Annotated in this window: 21 protein-coding genes and 1 pseudogene; 12 read left to right on the top strand and 10 right to left on the bottom strand. The window is 69.3% G+C overall.

The features are described from left to right. Positions 1-196: 196 nt before the first annotated feature. The gene (locus AC5WAM_RS09490; protein ID WP_495522289.1) at positions 197-379 is read left to right on the top strand and encodes a hypothetical protein; all 183 of its coding nucleotides are present in this window, start codon (positions 197-199) and stop codon (positions 377-379) included. A gap of 127 nt (positions 380-506) precedes the next feature. On the opposite strand, the gene AC5WAM_RS09495 is transcribed toward AC5WAM_RS09490, so the two are convergent. Beyond that, positions 507-992, bottom strand: a complete 486-nt coding sequence (locus AC5WAM_RS09495) for an Asp23/Gls24 family envelope stress response protein (RefSeq protein WP_087886396.1) — start codon at positions 990-992, stop codon at positions 507-509. A 453-nt stretch (positions 993-1,445) separates the two neighbouring features. Here AC5WAM_RS09495 and AC5WAM_RS09500 point away from each other — a divergent pair, with 453 nt between their 5' ends. The 4 genes from AC5WAM_RS09500 (at position 1,446) to AC5WAM_RS09515 (ending at position 4,118) form a co-directional block, all read left to right on the top strand. Next, on the top strand, positions 1,446-1,895 hold the full coding sequence (locus AC5WAM_RS09500; RefSeq protein ID WP_495522290.1) for an STAS domain-containing protein: 450 nt from the start codon (positions 1,446-1,448) through the stop codon (positions 1,893-1,895). Next, entirely contained in the window at positions 1,895-2,557 is a 663-nt protein-coding gene (locus tag AC5WAM_RS09505) for a hypothetical protein (protein ID WP_495522291.1), read from the top strand. Before AC5WAM_RS09500 ends, AC5WAM_RS09505 begins: the two co-directional genes overlap by 1 nt. Further along, positions 2,554-3,315 carry an ANTAR domain-containing protein gene (locus AC5WAM_RS09510; RefSeq protein WP_495522292.1) on the top strand — a complete coding sequence of 254 codons (762 nt, stop codon included), beginning with the start codon at positions 2,554-2,556 and terminating at the stop codon, positions 3,313-3,315. The genes AC5WAM_RS09505 and AC5WAM_RS09510 overlap by 4 nt, the downstream gene beginning before the upstream one ends. Before the next feature lie 86 nt (positions 3,316-3,401). Next, a complete protein-coding gene (locus tag AC5WAM_RS09515; protein WP_495522293.1) occupies positions 3,402-4,118 on the top strand; it encodes a GAF and ANTAR domain-containing protein in 717 nt (238 codons plus the stop codon). Positions 4,119-4,646: 528 nt separating this feature from the next. On the opposite strand, the gene AC5WAM_RS09520 is transcribed toward AC5WAM_RS09515, so the two are convergent. After that, positions 4,647-5,489, bottom strand: a complete 843-nt coding sequence (locus AC5WAM_RS09520) for a DUF1206 domain-containing protein (protein ID WP_495522294.1) — start codon at positions 5,487-5,489, stop codon at positions 4,647-4,649. A 122-nt stretch (positions 5,490-5,611) separates the two neighbouring features. On the opposite strand from AC5WAM_RS09520, the gene AC5WAM_RS09525 reads away from it, so the two are divergent. Together AC5WAM_RS09525 and AC5WAM_RS09530 are read left to right on the top strand one after the other, a co-directional pair. Then, on the top strand, positions 5,612-6,955 hold the full coding sequence (locus tag AC5WAM_RS09525; protein ID WP_495522295.1) for a bifunctional phosphatase PAP2/diacylglycerol kinase family protein: 1,344 nt from the start codon (positions 5,612-5,614) through the stop codon (positions 6,953-6,955). A gap of 192 nt (positions 6,956-7,147) precedes the next feature. Continuing rightward, positions 7,148-7,750, top strand: coding sequence for a hypothetical protein (locus tag AC5WAM_RS09530; RefSeq protein ID WP_495522296.1), 603 nt, complete (start codon positions 7,148-7,150; stop codon positions 7,748-7,750). A 163-nt stretch (positions 7,751-7,913) separates the two neighbouring features. On the opposite strand, the gene AC5WAM_RS09535 is transcribed toward AC5WAM_RS09530, so the two are convergent. From AC5WAM_RS09535 to AC5WAM_RS09550, 4 genes are all read right to left on the bottom strand, one after another. Beyond that, entirely contained in the window at positions 7,914-8,264 is a 351-nt protein-coding gene (locus tag AC5WAM_RS09535; RefSeq protein ID WP_495522297.1) for an ANTAR domain-containing protein, read from the bottom strand. 68 nt (positions 8,265-8,332) lie between these two features. Then, complete coding sequence (locus tag AC5WAM_RS09540; protein WP_495522298.1) at positions 8,333-8,689, bottom strand: PRC-barrel domain-containing protein; 357 nt, start codon at positions 8,687-8,689, stop codon at positions 8,333-8,335. A gap of 41 nt (positions 8,690-8,730) precedes the next feature. Then, entirely contained in the window at positions 8,731-9,090 is a 360-nt protein-coding gene (locus tag AC5WAM_RS09545) for an ANTAR domain-containing protein (protein WP_495522299.1), read from the bottom strand. A gap of 68 nt (positions 9,091-9,158) precedes the next feature. Further along, positions 9,159-9,428, bottom strand: coding sequence for a hypothetical protein (locus AC5WAM_RS09550; protein WP_495522300.1), 270 nt, complete (start codon positions 9,426-9,428; stop codon positions 9,159-9,161). A gap of 705 nt (positions 9,429-10,133) precedes the next feature. On the opposite strand from AC5WAM_RS09550, the gene AC5WAM_RS09555 reads away from it, so the two are divergent. The 4 genes from AC5WAM_RS09555 to AC5WAM_RS09570 all read left to right on the top strand — a co-directional run bounded on the left by AC5WAM_RS09555 (position 10,134) and on the right by AC5WAM_RS09570 (position 11,745). Beyond that, entirely contained in the window at positions 10,134-10,307 is a 174-nt protein-coding gene (locus AC5WAM_RS09555; protein WP_495522301.1) for a hydrophobic protein, read from the top strand. A gap of 92 nt (positions 10,308-10,399) precedes the next feature. Then, complete coding sequence (locus AC5WAM_RS09560; protein ID WP_079043547.1) at positions 10,400-10,573, top strand: CsbD family protein; 174 nt, start codon at positions 10,400-10,402, stop codon at positions 10,571-10,573. Between the two features lie 129 nt (positions 10,574-10,702). Then, a complete protein-coding gene (locus tag AC5WAM_RS09565; protein ID WP_495522302.1) occupies positions 10,703-11,329 on the top strand; it encodes a hypothetical protein in 627 nt (208 codons plus the stop codon). Next, positions 11,326-11,745: a hypothetical protein gene (locus AC5WAM_RS09570; protein ID WP_495522303.1), complete on the top strand. Its 420-nt coding sequence runs from the start codon at positions 11,326-11,328 to the stop codon at positions 11,743-11,745. The genes AC5WAM_RS09565 and AC5WAM_RS09570 overlap by 4 nt, the downstream gene beginning before the upstream one ends. Positions 11,746-11,935: 190 nt before the next feature. Here AC5WAM_RS09570 and AC5WAM_RS09575 read toward each other — a convergent pair whose 3' ends face one another. The 4 genes and pseudogenes from AC5WAM_RS09575 to AC5WAM_RS09590 form a co-directional block, all read right to left on the bottom strand. After that, positions 11,936-12,364 carry a hypothetical protein gene (locus tag AC5WAM_RS09575; protein WP_495522304.1) on the bottom strand — a complete coding sequence of 143 codons (429 nt, stop codon included), beginning with the start codon at positions 12,362-12,364 and terminating at the stop codon, positions 11,936-11,938. A gap of 147 nt (positions 12,365-12,511) precedes the next feature. Continuing rightward, entirely contained in the window at positions 12,512-13,072 is a 561-nt protein-coding gene (locus AC5WAM_RS09580) for a DUF6328 family protein (protein WP_495522305.1), read from the bottom strand. A gap of 132 nt (positions 13,073-13,204) precedes the next feature. Beyond that, complete coding sequence (locus AC5WAM_RS09585; protein WP_495522306.1) at positions 13,205-14,269, bottom strand: fatty acid desaturase family protein; 1,065 nt, start codon at positions 14,267-14,269, stop codon at positions 13,205-13,207. A 19-nt stretch (positions 14,270-14,288) separates the two neighbouring features. Continuing rightward, a pseudogene (locus tag AC5WAM_RS09590) lies at positions 14,289-15,377 on the bottom strand (ferredoxin reductase). A 666-nt stretch (positions 15,378-16,043) separates the two neighbouring features. Here AC5WAM_RS09590 and AC5WAM_RS09595 point away from each other — a divergent pair. Then, entirely contained in the window at positions 16,044-16,340 is a 297-nt protein-coding gene (locus AC5WAM_RS09595; protein WP_495522307.1) for a transposase, read from the top strand. Positions 16,341-16,364: the final 24 nt, after the last annotated feature.

Consider the following 16,364-nt stretch of genomic DNA (forward strand, 5'->3'; position numbering starts at 1 on the left):
CGGGCCCGCTTCTCCGACACCCCTGATGTTCTTGGTGGCGTAGTCCCGGCACGGGAAACCGGAGCCGCGCGTAATCTTCCCGCGTCATCGTAAGTTGGCGCTGCGCGCGCGTGATCAGGGCTGAGTGGGAAACTCGTCTGTCGGCGTAGCCACCGGAGTCGCCTGTGGCTCGCCGTTCATCGGCAGGAGAAGACAGATGCTGGCATTCGTGGCGGCCGTGCTCTTCGTCATCGCCTTCGTCATCCACGCGACCGAGACGTCGACCGAGACGGTCTTCAGCCCGACGAGTCTCATGCTCGTCGGGCTTGCCCTCCTCGCCGTGCACTCTGGCGGCGTGGGGGCCGGATGGTCCCCTCGAGGTCGCGGACGCCGGCGCTGAGCCAGGTCTTCGGGCTCCGACCGGTCCGTCAGACCTGTGGCCGAGGACCCGGACACCGTTGTCGCCATGCCGCGCGCCAAGCGCCCGCTGAATCCGAACCGTCGCACGCGCCTGCTTGAGCGTGGCGCTACTGCACCCGGCCCTCGCCGGACTCCGGCGCGTCCTCCTCGGGCAGGTGTACGTCGTTGACGGAGATGTTCACTTCGACGACTTCGAGACCTGTCATCCGTTCCACCGCCGCGATCACGTTCTCGCGTACGTCTGCGGCGACCTCGGTGATGCTCACGCCGTACTCCACAACCACTTCCAGGTCGACGGCGGTCTGCTTCTCGCCGACCTCGACCTTGACACCGCGTCCCGCGCCGGCGCGTGCGCCGGGGACGCGGTCGCGCATCGCACCTATGGTGCGGCTGAATCCGCCTCCCAGAGCGTGGATTCCGGACACCTCACGTGCGGCGATCCCGGCTATCTTCTCCACCACTCCGTCCGCGATGGTCGTCTTGCCGCGGGTCGCCGCCTGCTCCCTCGCTTCGGTCTGCAGCCTCGCACCGACGGCAGTGTGGGGCTCGCCAGGTTGGGGCTTGGGCTGGGTCTGGCTGATCGGCTCCGTCACGCGAAGCCACCTCCTTGGGGGTTCACGGACTTCCCTGCGCGGACGGCCATCGGCCGCCGCATGTCGCACCAGTCTCCAAGTACCTTGTGGCACCACGGATATGCCATCCCAGTACCGATGAACCTGGCCGACGTCCAGCCCTTGAGACTGGGCGGCTCCCGGCCGCCTTCAGGGGCGGAATGAGGGCTACCCTGAGGTAAGGACGTCCTGGACCCCGGCGGACCTGTTGTTACTCAGCACAGATGACCGCGGGGAACGGGCTCTCTTCGTCCGATCACCCGGTGCATCTCCTGGAGGGAACGGAACGGCCTCCTTGTCCCGGTGGACAGATTGCCGGACCGTCCGTTCGCCTGCCTCCACCGCATGTATGCCCTTGCCGGGAGCACCCCCACAGGAGCCGGGAGTCCGGCCACAACGCATGGATCTGCCGGCAAGTCTCTGGAACGAGGCGTCATGTCCCTACCGCAGTTGAACGTCTACCGGCACGACCGAAGGACCCGGGCCCTGATCACCCTGGCCGGCGAGATCGACCTGGAGACCGTGCCGCTCATACGCACAGCCCTCGGACGCTGCCTGCACGATGGCGTGCGCACCATCGACGTCGACCTCACCCCTGTCACCTTCTGCGACTGCAGCGGCCTCAACGCCTTCACCCAGGCGTTCCTGCGCACCGCCGCTGCCGGCGGGACGCTGCGCCTGCATTACCCGCCTCCTGTGCTGGCCTGGATGATCGAGCTCACCGGTTGCGGCTTCCTGCTCATGGGGCTTCCGGCCGTTCCCGGGCCGGCTTCCCTCCCTGCCGCCCTCCCCACCACCGCCCTGGCCCCGCTTCCCATGGCGGGCTTCCAGACGTTGCACCGGCTCGCTCCGGCTGTCCCCGCTGTTCCGGGCGGTGTGCTGTGATGGCCTGGCCCCGGCGGGAGCCGTCACGCGCGCCCGCTGGCGACGCGTCGTCCGACATGGCCGGGGTGCGGCTGCGTCGCGTGAACCGTTGGCTGGTGGAGGACTTGCTTGAGGATCTGGCGGATCTCTACGTGGCCTCCTGCGAGACCGAGCCCAGTGAGGAGTACCGCAGTCGCAGCCGGGAGGAGTTCCTGAGCCGTCTCACCCGTGACATCCGCCGGCCCGGGTTCGCCATGGTGATCGCGGAGACCGACGGCCTGGTGGGCTGCGCCTTCGGATTCCCGGTACGCAGCGACGGCTCCTGGTGGCACGGCTTCGACGGTGCGCTACCGCGCAGTATCCAGCAACTCACCGAGTCCAACAGCGTCTTCGCGATCACCAACATGCTGGTCCGCCCCCACCCGCAGGACCAGGACCTGGCCGGCCGTCTGCAGGAGCGACTGCTCGTCGACCATCAGGCATTGCTCGGTGCCACCTTGGTGGATCCGGCCGATCACCCCGCCCTCGGCGTCTTCCGGTCCTGGGGCTGGCGGGACATCGGAGAGATCTGGCGGCCGACCGACCCCACGGCGTTCTGTGTGCTGGTGCTGCCCCTCGGCGAGCGAACCGTGGAGAGGCTGGAGGAACTGGCCCATCACGCCTGGACCCGGTGGCCCGGGTGACACCCAACGGCCGGTCGTCCCGGATCCGCGTACTGGTCGCCGAACAGGCCGCCCGACGCGGTGCCCGGGTCGGCGTGGTGGATGTGTGCACCGCAGCGGTGGCCTCGCTGCCGGTCGGTGGAGCCGGAATGTCGGCCATGTCCCGGACTGCGGCGAGCCATCCGCTGTGCAGTACCGACGACATCAGCGAACAGCTGGAGGAGCTGCAGCTCACGCTGGGCGAGGGGCCGTGCGTAGATGCCTTCACGCACGGCTCGGCTATCTTGACGCCCGACCTGCGGATCGGTGAACTGCAGGACTGCTGGCCCGTGTTCGCCGACGCGGCCCTGGAGGCCGGAGCACGCGCGGTATTCGCGCTCCCCCTGCAGATAGGGGCAATCAGCCCCGGGGTTCTGGACCTCTACGCCCAAGTCCCGGTCCGATTGGGCGGGGAAGAACTGGCCGACGCACTGGCCTTCGCCGATTTCGCGACGCTGGTCCTGCTGGACGCTCGGATCGACGCGACGGGCGCACCACCCGATGACACCGCGGCGCAGGGACGCAGCGAGGACCTGGGCGGGTACCGGGCGGAGATCTCCCAGGCCACCGGCATGCTGACCGCCCAGCTCGGCGTCGGTATCGACGAAGCCTTCGTCCGGCTGCGCGCCTACGCCTACGCCCACGGGCGCCGGCTCACCCTTGTGGCCGCCGACGTGGTGGCCCGCCGACTCCGCTTCTCCCCCGACGCAGAGCCAACCCAGGCCGACGAGGATGTCTGACCCTCCCGCTCGATCCGATGAACGCACACTGCGTCGTACTTCCCGCGCGATTCCGGCAGGACTAGTTTCTATAGAGGGTGTTGACGATGAATGAGCAACTCCTGGCCAAGACCTTCGTCGAGCTGGCAGACAATCTGGTCGCCGACTTCGACCTGATCGACTTCCTGCGCCTGCTGACCGACCGCTGCGTGGGGATACTCGGGGCGAGTGCCGCCGGAGTGCTGCTCGCGGACCGGGACGGTGAACTCCGCGTGATGGCCGCCTCCGACGAACAAGTACGCCTGCTGGAACTCTTCCAGCTCCAGAACGATGAAGGCCCCTGCCTGGACTGCTACCGCACGGGTCTTCCGGTGACCGTCCCCGACCTGCTCACGGCGACCGCCCGCTGGCCCCGCTTCGCCGCGCAGGCCCAGCTCCACGGGTTCGGCGCGGTACAGGCACTGCCGATGCGGCTGCGGGACGAAGTCGTCGGCGCCCTCAACCTCTTCCGAACCACTCCTGGCCCCTTCGATCCTCTCGGCACACCCATCGCGCAGGCCCTGGCCGATGTCGCCACCATCAGCCTCCTCCAACAACGGTCCACGCAACGCTCCACGATTCTCAACGAGCAGTTGCAGACCGCGCTGAACAGCCGCGTCCTGATCGAGCAGGCCAAGGGCAAACTTGCCGAACGCCAAGGCATCGACATGGAACAGGCATTCACCGCCCTGCGCCGCTACGCCCGCGCCCACAACCGCCGCCTGTCCGACGTGGCTCGCGCCCTCATAGACGACACCGAGCCCCTGGCCGGTCTGGCGTCCTGACCCGTGCCACGAAGGTCTTCGGCCGCCGCTGGGGCATCACCAGCGTTCTCGGACGACCGTTCTGGTTGACGCGTCTTGGGCCGAACAGCCCCGCATGGACACTCCGGGCGCGGGCGGAGTCCCTGCGCCGGGAGCGCGGGATCCGGGCCCGGCCCTCCCGAAGGAGCCACGGCGGGCTGATCCTGGCCGCCGGTTCCGGGCGTGGATGGATCTATCTCCCGGCCCGGTGCGGCATTCTGCAGCGAACGCCGCACCGGCACGTCTTGGGAGAGAGGGCTCCCATGGGTGCCGATGTACTCCCGCGTCGTCGGCGTCCATGGTCGAGGTGAGCCCGACCACGAGTGCCGGAAGGGAGGCCGACCGTGGTCGGGCTCGCGCAGATCCAGCATCCACCCCGCACAGGAGAATGGCGCCTGACTTGATGAGACTGGGCAACCGCATGGGTTGCGGTCCCGAGCCGCGCCCTGAATGCGACGGTCGGGTCCAGCAACGCTCGTCGCAGATCTGGGCGCTGTGGTGGTCCCTGCTTCACAGGCGGCGCCAGCGGGCCGAGGCGAAGGAGAAGGCTCCGAAGAGGATCAGCCCGATCGCCACGGCGACCAGGAGCCAGGGGCCCACCGGGGTCTGCGTGAAGCTGCGGAGCGTGGCGTCCACCCCCTTGGCCTCGTCCGCGTCGAACTGGACGGCCGCGATCAGGATGAAGACGCCGGCCGCCGCGAACACCGTGCCGCGGGCCACGCCGCCGCCCACCCCCAGGCCGGTCACGATCTGCCGCGTGCGGTGGCTCATCGCACCCACGTCCAGCTGTTTCAGGAACTTGCGCATCGCCGCCCGTACCGCGAGCACGACACCGATGCCGATCAGGAGGCAGCCCCCGGCCCCCACAAGGAATTGGCCGTACGACAGCTTCAGCACCGATGCCGTCCAGTCCTTCGACTTCGCGTTACCGCTGGAACCCTGACCACCGCCTGCGGCGAAAGCGGCGGTCGCCCAGCAGACCGACGCGTAGAAGATCGCCCGCCCGCCGTCCAGGAGCCGTGAGGCGGCCTTCCGCTCGGGCCCCCTGGTGAGCACCGCGCGGGAGCCGCGCCACAGCGCCATGCAGCCGAAGCCGACGGCCAGCGTCCACAGCATCGCCTTCCCGAAGGGCTGCTCCGCGACCTGGTCCAGCGCACCCTGACGGTCCGCCGACTCCCCGCCACTTCCGAGGGCCATCTGGATCGCCAGGGCGCCGATGAGGACGTACACGACACCACGCGCCATGAAACCCGCCCGGCCCGCGGCCGTCAGCGTCTCCTCCTTGGCGGCGTGGGCGGCAGAACCTGCGCCCCGGCCCTTTCCTTGTGCTTGAGGTGCTTGAGACGACGTCACGAGGCCCTCCCCCAGCATGGGGCGCGCGATGCGCGTCCTGGACACCGAGTGCCCCCGTAAGGAGGCGTGATGCGTCGTACGCGCAGCAGCCTGTTCACCCACTCCAGGGGTACTCGGCGGGCATGCGAACCCACGAACCGCGGCTCGGCGAACGCACGACGCTCGCCTCCTCGGCCGCGAAGGTCCTGATCGGCAACCGGAGCGCGCGCCGGGCCGCGTTGCGCGGCACCGGCTCGCTGGTCCTGGCCTGTGCCGCCATCCAGGCCGCCACCAAGGTGCTCGACAAGCGCCGACCCCTGCGGCATCCGCCGAAAGAGGTGGTGTCCTCTCAGCGCACAGCCGGTGCGGCCGCCTTTGCGACCGGCGCCACCTTGGAGACGCCCCGACTGGGAGCCGTCCTCCTTCCCGTCGCGGTGGGCATTGCCGTCTCCCGCCTGCGCGCGGGAGCACACGCTCCCGGCCGCGTTCTGGTGGATGTCGCGTTCGGCGTGGGCATCGCCGCGGCAACCTGCCGCTGGTGGCCGCTGCACCGCGACAAGCCTGCCGACAGCGCCCGCCCGAAGCTCCCGGTTCCCGCCCTTCCGTCCGGCGAGGGGCTGGTCGTGGTCATCAACAGCGACGCCGGCGGCGAGGTCCCGGCCGACGTCGAACTGCGCACCCTGCTGCCCAAGGCGGACGTACGGCTCTGCGATGCCGGTGAGGATCTGCACACGGTGCTCCGGCAGGCAGCCGCGCAGGTACAGGCGCGCGGCGGCGCACTGGGCGTGGTCGGGGGCGACGGCACGGCCAACGCGGCGGCCGTACTGGCCGCCGACAACCGGCTGCCGCTCGCGGTGTTCCCCGGCGGCACCCTCAACCACTTCGCCGCCGACCTCGGACTGCCGACCCTGCAAGAGGCCGCCGACGCCGTGGAGGCGGGCCGCGGTGGCACCGTCGACCTCGGCCGGATCACCGGCGACGGCAACTGCACCTACTTCCTCAACACCTTCAGCATCGGCGTCTACCCCGAACTCGTCCGGGCCCGCGAAGCCCGCGAGACATCCCTCGGCAAATGGCCCGCTCTCGCCGTCGGCCTGCTCCGCGTCCTGGCCGACGGTGCCCCCATCGACGTCACCCTCGACGGACAGCACCGGCGGTTGTGGCTGCTGTTCGCCGGCAACAGCCGCTATGACCCGCCCGGTTTTGCCCCCTCCTACCGCCCCACCCTCGACGACGGACTCCTCGACCTGCGCATCGTCGACGGAAAGCATCCCTTCGCCCGCACCCGCCTCGTCGCGGCCTTCCTCACCGGCACCCTCGCCCGCTCCCGCGTCTACCAGGAAACCACCGCCACCCGCCTGCGCATCGACGGTATGGACAAGGCAGGCGACTACACCCGGGACGGCGAAGTGAGCCCCGCCGCCGACACCCTCGTTCTCGACAAGAGGAGCCGCGCCCTCACCGTCTACCTGCCCGCGCCACCGTGATCCGGTGCCATCGGCGGACGGCAATGCGGTGCCCGTCCGGGGCTATGCTGCGAAGCAGACGCCCCAGACCCCGGCCACGCACTGCCCGTTGGGCACGTTGCTGTCCTGCACGTCTACCGGTCTCCTGAGCCGAGGCGCCTCATGCATACGCCGCAGCACCCACACGAACCCGACAGCTCACAGCCGTCCGCCATGGACGCCGTGCGTCTGCGCCGGCTGAACCGCTGGCAGGCCGAGGACCTGCGAGAGGACCTCGCAGACCTGTACGTGGAATCCTCCACGACTCCATCCGGTGAGGAGTTCCACGGCCGACAGGAGTTCCTGCGCCGCCTGGCGCACGACGTCCAACGGCCCGGCTTCGACATGCTGGTCGCCGAAGCGGAAGCACTGGCGGGCTGCGCGTACGGAGTTCCCGTGGCGCGCGACGGATCCTGGTGGCGGGGGTTCGAGGGCCCCATGCCCCAGAACCTCGAGCAACTCACCGCGTCCGGACACGTCTTCGCGATCAGCGAAACCCTCATCCATCCGCACAAGGACGCCCGCGGGCTCGCTCGCCGTCTGCAGGAGCGCCTGCTCGCCGACCACCAGGCATCCCTCGGCGTCACCTTGCTCGATCAGTCCGATCACTTGGCGTTCGCCGCCTTCGAAGCCTGGGGCTGGCAGGAGATCGGGCAGATCCACCGGCAGCCACCGTCCCCGGCAGCGTTACGCGTACTCGCCCTCCGGCTCGGAGCGCGCACGGCAGACCATCCCGACGGCCTGGCTCACAACGCCCGGACCCAGCGACCCGAATAGCCGCGTTCGGTTTGCAGAAGCGGAGCGTGCGGAGATGCTGCCGGGCCCTCGTTTGGAATCCGTACCGCGGGCTACCCGAGCGGGGCGCCCGACGGTCGACCCGGACGAAGGCACCGGAGAGTTGAGAACACAGCTCCCGGTGTCGCCCGTAGCGCACGAGCCATCACCGCTGATCACGGAGGCGCCTCAGCGCGCGATGCAGTTCGCGTTGGATCCGCTCGGGGAGCAGCTCGCCCCGGGCCGTGGCGATCAGGGCCGCGGCCACGTCACGGAGTTTGACGTTGCAGTGCTGCGAGACGTCCACCAGCAGTCCCCAGGCCCGTTCACTGGAACAGGGCGCCAGGGCCATCAGCATGCCGCGCGCCTGGTCGATCACCGCACGGCTCGACAACGCCCTGGCCAACTGCTGGTTCTCCGCGCGCAGTTTGATGACCTCGGCCACCAGAGCCGCATCCCCTGCCGAAGGCGCAGCCGTCACCCGCAGTTCGTCGTAGGGCGTGGTCGCCTGATGCATGGTGCCTCCCTCACGACGCAGTAACGAGAGCCATTGCCCGCGCATGCCCCCACGGGCACCGCAGGCGGTCAGCGGCGGGCGAGTTGCCGCTCGCCCGCCGTGCCGGGCTCGTAGGGCAGCCCGTAGTGCTTGAAGATCGCTGCCTCGTCCTCGGCGGGCAGGACGTCGTCGGTGCCGATCGAGGGGGCTGTCTTCACCAGTGCTTTGGCATAGGCGACCTTGAGGTAATCCGGGCCGACAATCGCGTCGTCGAGGGGGACGAACATCAGCCGGCGCCGGGTGGGCAGTCCGGTCCGCACGGTGGCCATGGCCGGTTCGTCGGTGGTGGTGTCCACATAGACCGCTTCGAGGACACCGATCTTGTGTGTCTCGGTGTCGACGACGGCGAGGTCGCGCCACTCTCGGACATCGGCTGCGTGAATCATGACGTCTCCCTCCCGGAGGGCTGTTCTGGTTGGCGTGCCGCTCATTGCCGGTCGGCTGCATGGAGGTGCCGCAGCGCACGGCGTAGCGCCCGATGCATCTGCTCGGGAAGAGACTTGTCCTCCGTGGTGGCGACCAGGGCCGCAGCAACCTCTCGCAGCCTGAGATCGCACTGCCGCGCAACATCCACCAGCAGCCCCCGGGCTGCCGACCGGCGGCACGGGGTCAGGGCCATCACCATGCCGCACGCCTGATCGATGACCGCGCGGCCGGCCATCGTCCGGCGCAGCTGATCGTTCTGGGTGCGCAGGGCGGCGACATCTCGCCCCGGGGACACACTTCCCCAGGTGGCCTCGACAGCCAAGTTCACCTGCTCCGCTCGGATCGTGGTCGTCCGCTGCATGACAGGTACCTCTCGCCGAGTTCCTCGTGGCCGGCCTGACTCCCCGGAGTGTCTGGGCGATCTCCAGGTCACCTGTGGTGCTCACGGTCCCGGCGGTCCTGGCGCATCCAGCGCCCTCGGCGCTGGCGTCGGTAGCGGCGGTCCCAGCGATTCTGCCGGTCCCGGTAGTCCCGGTAGTCCCCGTAATCGGAATCACTCCCGTGGCCCCGGCCCCCGGTACCGCCCCTGCCGTAGTGGACAAGGGCGAAGACCAGCAGGCCCGCGGCCACCCACCACAAGGCGTTGAGGAAGCCGAGCCCGAACAGGACCGCGAGGAGGATGAACAGGAGCACGAACACGGCGGGCCTCCACGGAGCGGAATGAGCATCGCTGCCGGGGACTGGGGCCTCACCCCACAGCGTAGTCCCGCCCAGCGTCTGGGGATACCTCGCCACGTCACCACGTAACAGCTGGATGTAGATGCGCGCTTGACATCTGGCCAGTGGTTACCTCTGCGGCTAGCGTGCGCCGTGCCGCCCCAGCCCCCGGCAGGCGAGCGCCCAACAGCTCTCGCGCCCCCTTGAGGTGCACCGTGCGCATCGCTGCCGGACCCGCCGCGTCCCGAGCGTGGCCGCTCCCGCACCCCGCCACGTGATCCCGGCACGGCCTTGATGCGCTCCACGCGGGCACCGATCCGCTGCCCGCCGCATCGCACGCATCTGCCCCCAGGCGGTACGCATGTACGCGCTGATCGTTCCGGCCGCGACCCCCTTCGTCCTGCTCGCCACTGTCATGAGCCTGTCCTGGTGGGAGGACCACATCCTGCCACCGGCCGAGCCGACCGAACCTCCCGCCGAGACTCCGATTGCCCCTGCGGCCCCGGCTGCGCTCCCCCAACCCGTCCGCCCCCACGGGTCATTGACAAGGGAAGTTGCCGGGCGTTGACTGACAGCACGGCGTAGGGCCATGCCGCTCCGGATCGTTCGGGCGGGGCATTCCACCTTCCCGCTTCGCCCGGACCCCGCGGAATTCAGGAACCCTCTCCGCGATCTGGAGGCCCGGCGATGCTCTTGTGGATTCTTCTCCTTCTGCTGATCCTGGTGATCTTCGGATTCGGCTTCACCATGCAGATCCTGTGGTACGTCGCAGCTGTACTTCTGGTCCTCTGGCTCGTCGGCTTCGTCATGCGCGGGCGCAGCGGCGGTGGCAGGCGCCGGTTCGGCCGCAGCCACGGCTGACCCACCCCAGCCCCGTGCCCTGCCCGCGGACAGGGCGGCTTGCACGGCAATCAAGCGCGGGAGCCCATCCAGCGGACGAGCAGAGGACAGCCATGAGCGTGGGACGAACGATCAGGCACAAGACACAGGCTTTCACGGGCCGGATCACGGAACGCTTCGGCAGGACCACCGGCAACAGGCGGCTGCGGAGGCAGGGCAGGACCGACCGGATCTCCGGAGATCTGAAGCAGTCCGGCGACAAGGCCAAGGGAGCCTTCCGGCGCTGACCACGAACGCCCCGGTTGGTGCCCACGTCGCGTGGGCACCAATCGGCCGGCCCCAACACGATTGAGCCGACAGGGATTGATGAAAATGCAGCAGAGCGACCAACGGGTCAAGAACCCAAGAGGCCAGCCATGATCACCATCGTCATCATCGCCGTGCTCGTCATCGCGGCAGCCGCCCTCTTCTTCGTCGTACGTGGACGTACCCGCGGCAGTGGCGGTCGTGAGCTGAAGCGGCGCTTCGGGCCCGAGTACGACCGTGCCGTCGCCCGACACGACGGCGACACCAAGGGCGCCGACCGGGAGCTCAGTGAGCGGGTGAAGCGGTATGGCTCCCTCAAGGAGCAGCCGCTGTCGCCCGAGGCTCGCGAGCACTACGTGTCTCGATGGGCCACCGTTCAGGAGCAGTTCGTCGAATCCCCGCAAAACGCCGTCATCGAGGCCGACGCGCTGCTGTCGCATCTGGCCAGGGACCGGGGCTTTCCCGACGGCGAGTACTTCGAGGAGCAGCTGGCCGCGCTCTCCGTCCACCACGCCCACTACGTCCAGGGCTACAGCAACATGCACACAGCCGCCCGCGGCCAGAGCGGCACCGAGGAAATGCGGGAGGCCATGATCGGAGCCCGCAGCCTCTTCGAGGCACTGGTCACCGAGCAGCCGGCCGACTCGAACCGGCGCCGTCCGCAGTCTCCCGACGCCCGCGGCCACGCGCCGTGGGCACTGAACCGGCGCCATGCGAAGGGAAGTGGCACGCGATGATGTACGACCAGGAACGCGCCCAACAGCCCCAGGGGGGAAGGCCCGATCTCGTCGAACAGCACGCCGGGCAGGCGCCTCGCACCGAGGCCGCTCGCGCACCGCGTGAGCCGGCTGCCAGTCCTGACGCACCCGTCCGCACCCCGGGGCCCACGCTGCTGGCGCAGGGCGAGCGGGACAAGCTCACCATGCGGCTCCAGCAGGCCCTCAACAGCTTCGTCGAAAGCCCGCGCCAGGCCGTGGAAGAGGCCGACGGCGTCTTCGACGAAGCCGTCACCCAGCTGACCGAAACCCTCGCGCAGCGGCGCCGCGTCCTGCGCGCGAGCTGGCAGGGGCAGGACACCGAAGCCCAGACAGAGGAACTACGGCTCGCGCTACGGCAGTACAAGGAGACCACAGAGCTGCTGCTGCACATGTAACGCCCGCCGAGCAGTACAACTGCCGCCCCGCAGGAAGCACAGCCGCCGCCCGAAGCCGGTGCCCAAGCCCACACCGGTCGAAAGCGGCGGTTGTGTTCTGGCGCCGGACCGATCCGCTCGATGCCCAGCGGACGGCACCGCGCATGACGTAGTGGACGCGTCTCGGAGGATCTCCCGCCGGCCGGGCTTGTCACACGCGCAGCACCACCGGTTGCACGCCCCAGCAGGTACCGCAGGAGGCTCCTTCTTGGACCGTGGTCGCGATGAGGAACTGCGGGGGATGCGTCAAGGGTTCCTCCACCTCGATCCTCAGATCATGGTCCGACAGCCGCAAAATCACACCGTCGCCGCTCGGGACAGCGGCCCAGATCGTCTCGCCCGTCCCGCTCGGCATCGTCATCACCACCGCGCCGAACCGTGCCGCCGGCACCCCCAGGAGCATGCCGGTGGCCTTGTTCACCAACTGGACTCCGGCGCCGCAGACATTCACGGTCCAGTGCTCGCGCGGCCCGTCCTGCGGAACAAGCATGGCGGCGATGGCACTACGACCGAAACCGATCGCCGCCAGATTCAGTCCCGCATCCGATTGCAGCGTGACGGTGCCCACCAGTAACGCCATGAGGTCCCCCCCCATTTCCACCTGCCCCTCGACCGCCGCGGACAGCCTCACCCGCCCCCGCCCCCATCACAACCCGCAATCCAGCCACCCCGCCCGACCGGCCCGGCAACAACTCGCTTTCATGAACCAATTGTTGAAGCAATCGCGTCAACGATCAGTCACGGGACCTCCACCAGCGGCGTCTTGGCCTGAGCCGGTAGCCGCCGTCAGAGCCACTCGGGCCTCGGCCCGAGCGGCGCGCCACCCGACGAGTTGCGGCAACAGCCCCCACAGTCCGCCGCACACCAGCAGCGTCGCGCTGCCCGCGATCGCCCCCTCGACCCGGCCGAGCACCACGTCGACGACGAGCAGCACAGACCCCGTCAGGGCCAGCATCAACACGCTCATGCCCGCCCCCGCCAGCCGTGAGGAGACCCGCACGATCTCGGGCTTGGCCCCCCGCTGGAACAGCGCGCGATGCAGCGCGGCCGGCGCGGTGAACAGGGCCGCCGCCAGCACGGCGAGCAGCAGCGTCGTGATGTACGTCGCGCGCTGCGTCGTGTCGAGCATGGCGAAACGGGCGGTGAAGGCCAGCGTCAGCAAGAACGCGAACAGGATCTGGACACCGGTCTGGATGATCCGCAGTTCCTGGAGCAGCTCGCCGAAATTGCGGTCGGCCCGCTCCAGCGTCGTCTCCTCGCGCGGCGTACGGGGACTCTCCTCGGCCATGTCCCAGCAAGCTAGTCGACACACGCCGAACCGTCGCCAGGCCAGGCAGTGCATTCCGAGCCCACGAGGCGTGCAGGCAGACAGGCCCAGGACTCACCCTCCGAGCGAACACCTGGATTCCGTCTGTGGAGTTCATTTCCCCGGCACGGCGAAGCGCAGGATGCGTCCCCAGGTCGAGCCGTACTGCCGCCACAACGGTCCGGTGACGTACGGGATGCCATACTTCTCGCAGAGTTCCCGCACGCGCGGGGCGATCTCGGCGTAGCGGTTGCTGGGCAGGTCGGGGAAGGCGTGGTGCTCGATCTGGTGGCCCAGGTTTCCGCTGAGCACGTGGAAGAGCGGGCCGCCCTCGATGTTGGCGGAGCCCTGGATCTGCCGCAGATACCACTGCCCGCGGGTCTCGCCGTCGATGTGCTCCTCGGTGAAGGTCTGCACGTCGCCGGGGAAGTGGCCGCAGAAAATGATGGTGTGCGACCACAGGTTGCGCACGGTGTTGGCGGTGAGGTTTCCCAGCAGGCAGGGCAGGGCGGAGGGCCCGGCGAGGAGCGGGAAGAGCACGTAGTCCTTGGCGAGCTGGCGGGTGGCCTTGGTGAGGAACCCGGTCAGGTCGGCTGCGAGGGAACGCCACGACTTGCGGCCGGCGGCGACGGCATCGGGCTCCAGGTCGTACAGCGCGATGCCCCACTCGAAGAGCGGCGCGAGGACGAAGTTGTAGAGCGGCTGAGCGAGATGGCGCGGACGCCAGCGCTGGTCGCCGCTCATCCGGAACACGACGTATCCGAGGTCCCGGTCACGGTCGACGACATTGGTCCAGGTGTGATGCAGATGGTTGTGCGTGTGCTTCCACGCCTCGGCAGGCGTGAGGAAATCCCACTCCCACGTGGCCGAGTGGATCGCCGGGTCGCCCATCCAGTCCCACTGGCCGTGCAGGATGTTGTGGCCCAACTCCATGTTCTCCAGAATCTTGGCCACGGAGAGCATGGCTGTACCCGCCGCCCAGGCGGGTGGGAACAGCGAGACGGCCAGAGCGGCCCGCCCTCCCGCCTCCAGGCTGCGCTGGGTGGCGATCACGGTACGGATGTAGCGGGCGTCGTCGGTGCCGCGCGCGGCGATGATGTCGGCACGGACCCGGTCGAGCTCCTCACCGAGTTCCTTGCCCAGGGCCGCCTCGATGGCGGCAGGACGGGTCAGAGTCACGGGGGTCTCCTTTGGGTGGCTAGGCGTCGAGGGCCAGCGGTCCGGCCGCCACCGAGACGCAGGTCTGGATCATCTGGCCGGCCCGGTCGTGGACTTCGCCGGTACGCAGGTCGCGCACGCGGCCGTACCTCAGCGGGGTGAGGCAGCCGAAGCAGATCCCGCGCCGGCACCCGTACGGCATCACCACCCCCGCCGACTCGCCGACGACGAGAAGCGGGGCGACCGCGTCCGCGGTGACCTCAGTACCGGTACGGGTGAACAGCACCCGGCCACCGCAAGCGGCATCGTGATCCGGCGGCAGGACCGGATCCAACTGGAAACGCTCCACATGGAGCCGCTCGCCGAGTCCCGCCCGGCCCCAGTGGCGCTCCACTGCGTCGAGCAGGGCGGCCGGGCCGCAGGCCCAGGTCTCCCGCTCGGGCCAGTCGGGGCAGAGCCGCGCCAGATCGTCCGGGGCGAGCCTGCCGTGCGGCCGAGTGTGGTGCTCGACATAGTCCAGCCAGTCCAACCGCCGCCGAGCCGCTCACAGTTCGGGACCGAAGATGCTGTCCCGGGCGCAGGGAGCGCTGTGCACCAATACGACATCAGGGTGTGGGGGCCGACGGCTCATGAGCGTACAGAGCATGCCCATGACCGGGGTGATGCCGCTGCCGGCGGTCACGAACAGGATGCGGGACGGGAGGCGGTCCGGAAGGACGAACTCGCCTTGCGCCGGACCGAGTCGAAGCACCGTGCCCGGTGGAGTCCGGCGGGCCAGCTGCGGAGACACTCTGCCCTCGGGCGCGACCTTGACGGTGATCGTCAGGAGCCCGTCCTGCCGCCCCGGCACCGAGGTGAGGGAGTACGTGCGCCACTGCCATACGCCGTCCATCTCGACGCCGACCGGAAGGTACTGCCCAGGGCGGTGCCCCGACCAGCCCCGGCCGGGCCGCAGAGCGAGCGTGACAGCATCCGGAGTCTCTGGCCACACCCCTGTCACCCGCCCTACTGGGAAGCGGGCGCCGAGCAGGGGGTCGATCAGTCCGAGATAGTCGTCCGGGGTGAGCGGGCTGGTCAGCCAGGAGGCCACGTCCAGCAGTCTGCTTGCGAGGGCCGGTAACTCAGGCATACGCGGATTCCTCTCGTCGCGCAGCACGACGGGTGCTGCGTACGTCGAGTCGTCCCGGGCCCGGCTGAGGCAACGTAACCACGACTGTGTGAACGGACGCGCGCCCAGGGGGCGCATCCCGCCACACGCGGTCTGCGGTATCCGGCGGGCGCGCGTCCGCACAGTGCGGTGGCCTGCGTGAGCAAGTCGGGGCGTGCCACAGGGTAATTGGCCGGATGGCCGTGTCGGTTCCATGACACCCGACCGCCCCCGTGACAAGAGACTGCCTCGGGAGCCCACTCACCAGGCTGCTGGACCTTCGCGGGGAGGCCGCCGAACGCCATTGACTGGCTGACCTGGAAGCCACAGCGGTGAGCCGGCCTGCGCCCGCACGGCCCGCTTCGCTATCGCGACCTCCGCCACCGCACCCCGGCGTCGCGATGACGCGTGAGCGCTCCGGAGTCTTCCCAGGTCACAGGGCGTATCCAGACCCGAGCTCCCCCGATCCGACAGGTCGTCGCACCCGCGGATGCGCCTACGACGGAAGCCCTGCATGTGCGGGCCGGACGAAGTGGAAGACCTCTCGGGCGGCGTAGCGTTCGAGGCAGCGGATGCTCTCGCGTCGGGCCTTGTGAAGCTTCCCCTTGATCGTGGACACCTGGAGACTGGGACGTGATGTTCCAGAGTATGAACAACCGCAGCAAGCGGTACACCGAGGAGTTCAAGCGGGACGCGATCGCGCTGGTCGACTCCACGGGCAGGACGATCACGGAGGTGGCACGGGATCTCGGGGTGAGCCCGGAGTCGCTGCGGGCCTGGTACAAGCAGGCCCGGATCGACCGTGGCGAGGGGCGGCCCGGCGAGTTGGCGAGCGAGGAGCGTGAGAAGCTCAAGCGGCTGCGCAAGCTGAACGCTGAGCAGGCCAAAACGATCGGGGTGCCGCGAAAAGCCGCGGTCTTCTTCGCGAAGGAGAGCGATCGGTGAACCGGATATACACGTTCATCGAGG

Source organism: Streptomyces sp. JLYT201, from assembly GCF_059448825.1.

Excerpts from the sequence above, each read along its gene's own strand:
- AC5WAM_RS09490 (WP_495522289.1), top strand. The coding sequence starts at position 197 with ATGCTGGCATTCGTGGCGGCCGTGCTCTTCGTCATCGCCTTCGTCATC.
- AC5WAM_RS09500 (WP_495522290.1), top strand. The coding sequence starts at position 1,446 with ATGTCCCTACCGCAGTTGAACGTCTACCGGCACGACCGAAGGACCCGG.
- AC5WAM_RS09505 (WP_495522291.1), top strand. The coding sequence starts at position 1,895 with ATGGCCTGGCCCCGGCGGGAGCCGTCACGCGCGCCCGCTGGCGACGCG.
- AC5WAM_RS09515 (WP_495522293.1), top strand. The coding sequence starts at position 3,402 with ATGAATGAGCAACTCCTGGCCAAGACCTTCGTCGAGCTGGCAGACAAT.
- AC5WAM_RS09525 (WP_495522295.1), top strand. The coding sequence starts at position 5,612 with ATGCGAACCCACGAACCGCGGCTCGGCGAACGCACGACGCTCGCCTCC.
- AC5WAM_RS09530 (WP_495522296.1), top strand. The coding sequence starts at position 7,148 with ATGGACGCCGTGCGTCTGCGCCGGCTGAACCGCTGGCAGGCCGAGGAC.
- AC5WAM_RS09535 (WP_495522297.1), bottom strand. The coding sequence starts at position 8,264 with ATGCATCAGGCGACCACGCCCTACGACGAACTGCGGGTGACGGCTGCG.
- AC5WAM_RS09540 (WP_495522298.1), bottom strand. The coding sequence starts at position 8,689 with ATGATTCACGCAGCCGATGTCCGAGAGTGGCGCGACCTCGCCGTCGTC.
- AC5WAM_RS09545 (WP_495522299.1), bottom strand. The coding sequence starts at position 9,090 with ATGCAGCGGACGACCACGATCCGAGCGGAGCAGGTGAACTTGGCTGTC.
- AC5WAM_RS09555 (WP_495522301.1), top strand. The coding sequence starts at position 10,134 with ATGCTCTTGTGGATTCTTCTCCTTCTGCTGATCCTGGTGATCTTCGGA.
- AC5WAM_RS09560 (WP_079043547.1), top strand. The coding sequence starts at position 10,400 with ATGAGCGTGGGACGAACGATCAGGCACAAGACACAGGCTTTCACGGGC.
- AC5WAM_RS09565 (WP_495522302.1), top strand. The coding sequence starts at position 10,703 with ATGATCACCATCGTCATCATCGCCGTGCTCGTCATCGCGGCAGCCGCC.
- AC5WAM_RS09570 (WP_495522303.1), top strand. The coding sequence starts at position 11,326 with ATGATGTACGACCAGGAACGCGCCCAACAGCCCCAGGGGGGAAGGCCC.
- AC5WAM_RS09575 (WP_495522304.1), bottom strand. The coding sequence starts at position 12,364 with ATGGCGTTACTGGTGGGCACCGTCACGCTGCAATCGGATGCGGGACTG.
- AC5WAM_RS09580 (WP_495522305.1), bottom strand. The coding sequence starts at position 13,072 with ATGGCCGAGGAGAGTCCCCGTACGCCGCGCGAGGAGACGACGCTGGAG.
- AC5WAM_RS09595 (WP_495522307.1), top strand. The coding sequence starts at position 16,044 with ATGAACAACCGCAGCAAGCGGTACACCGAGGAGTTCAAGCGGGACGCG.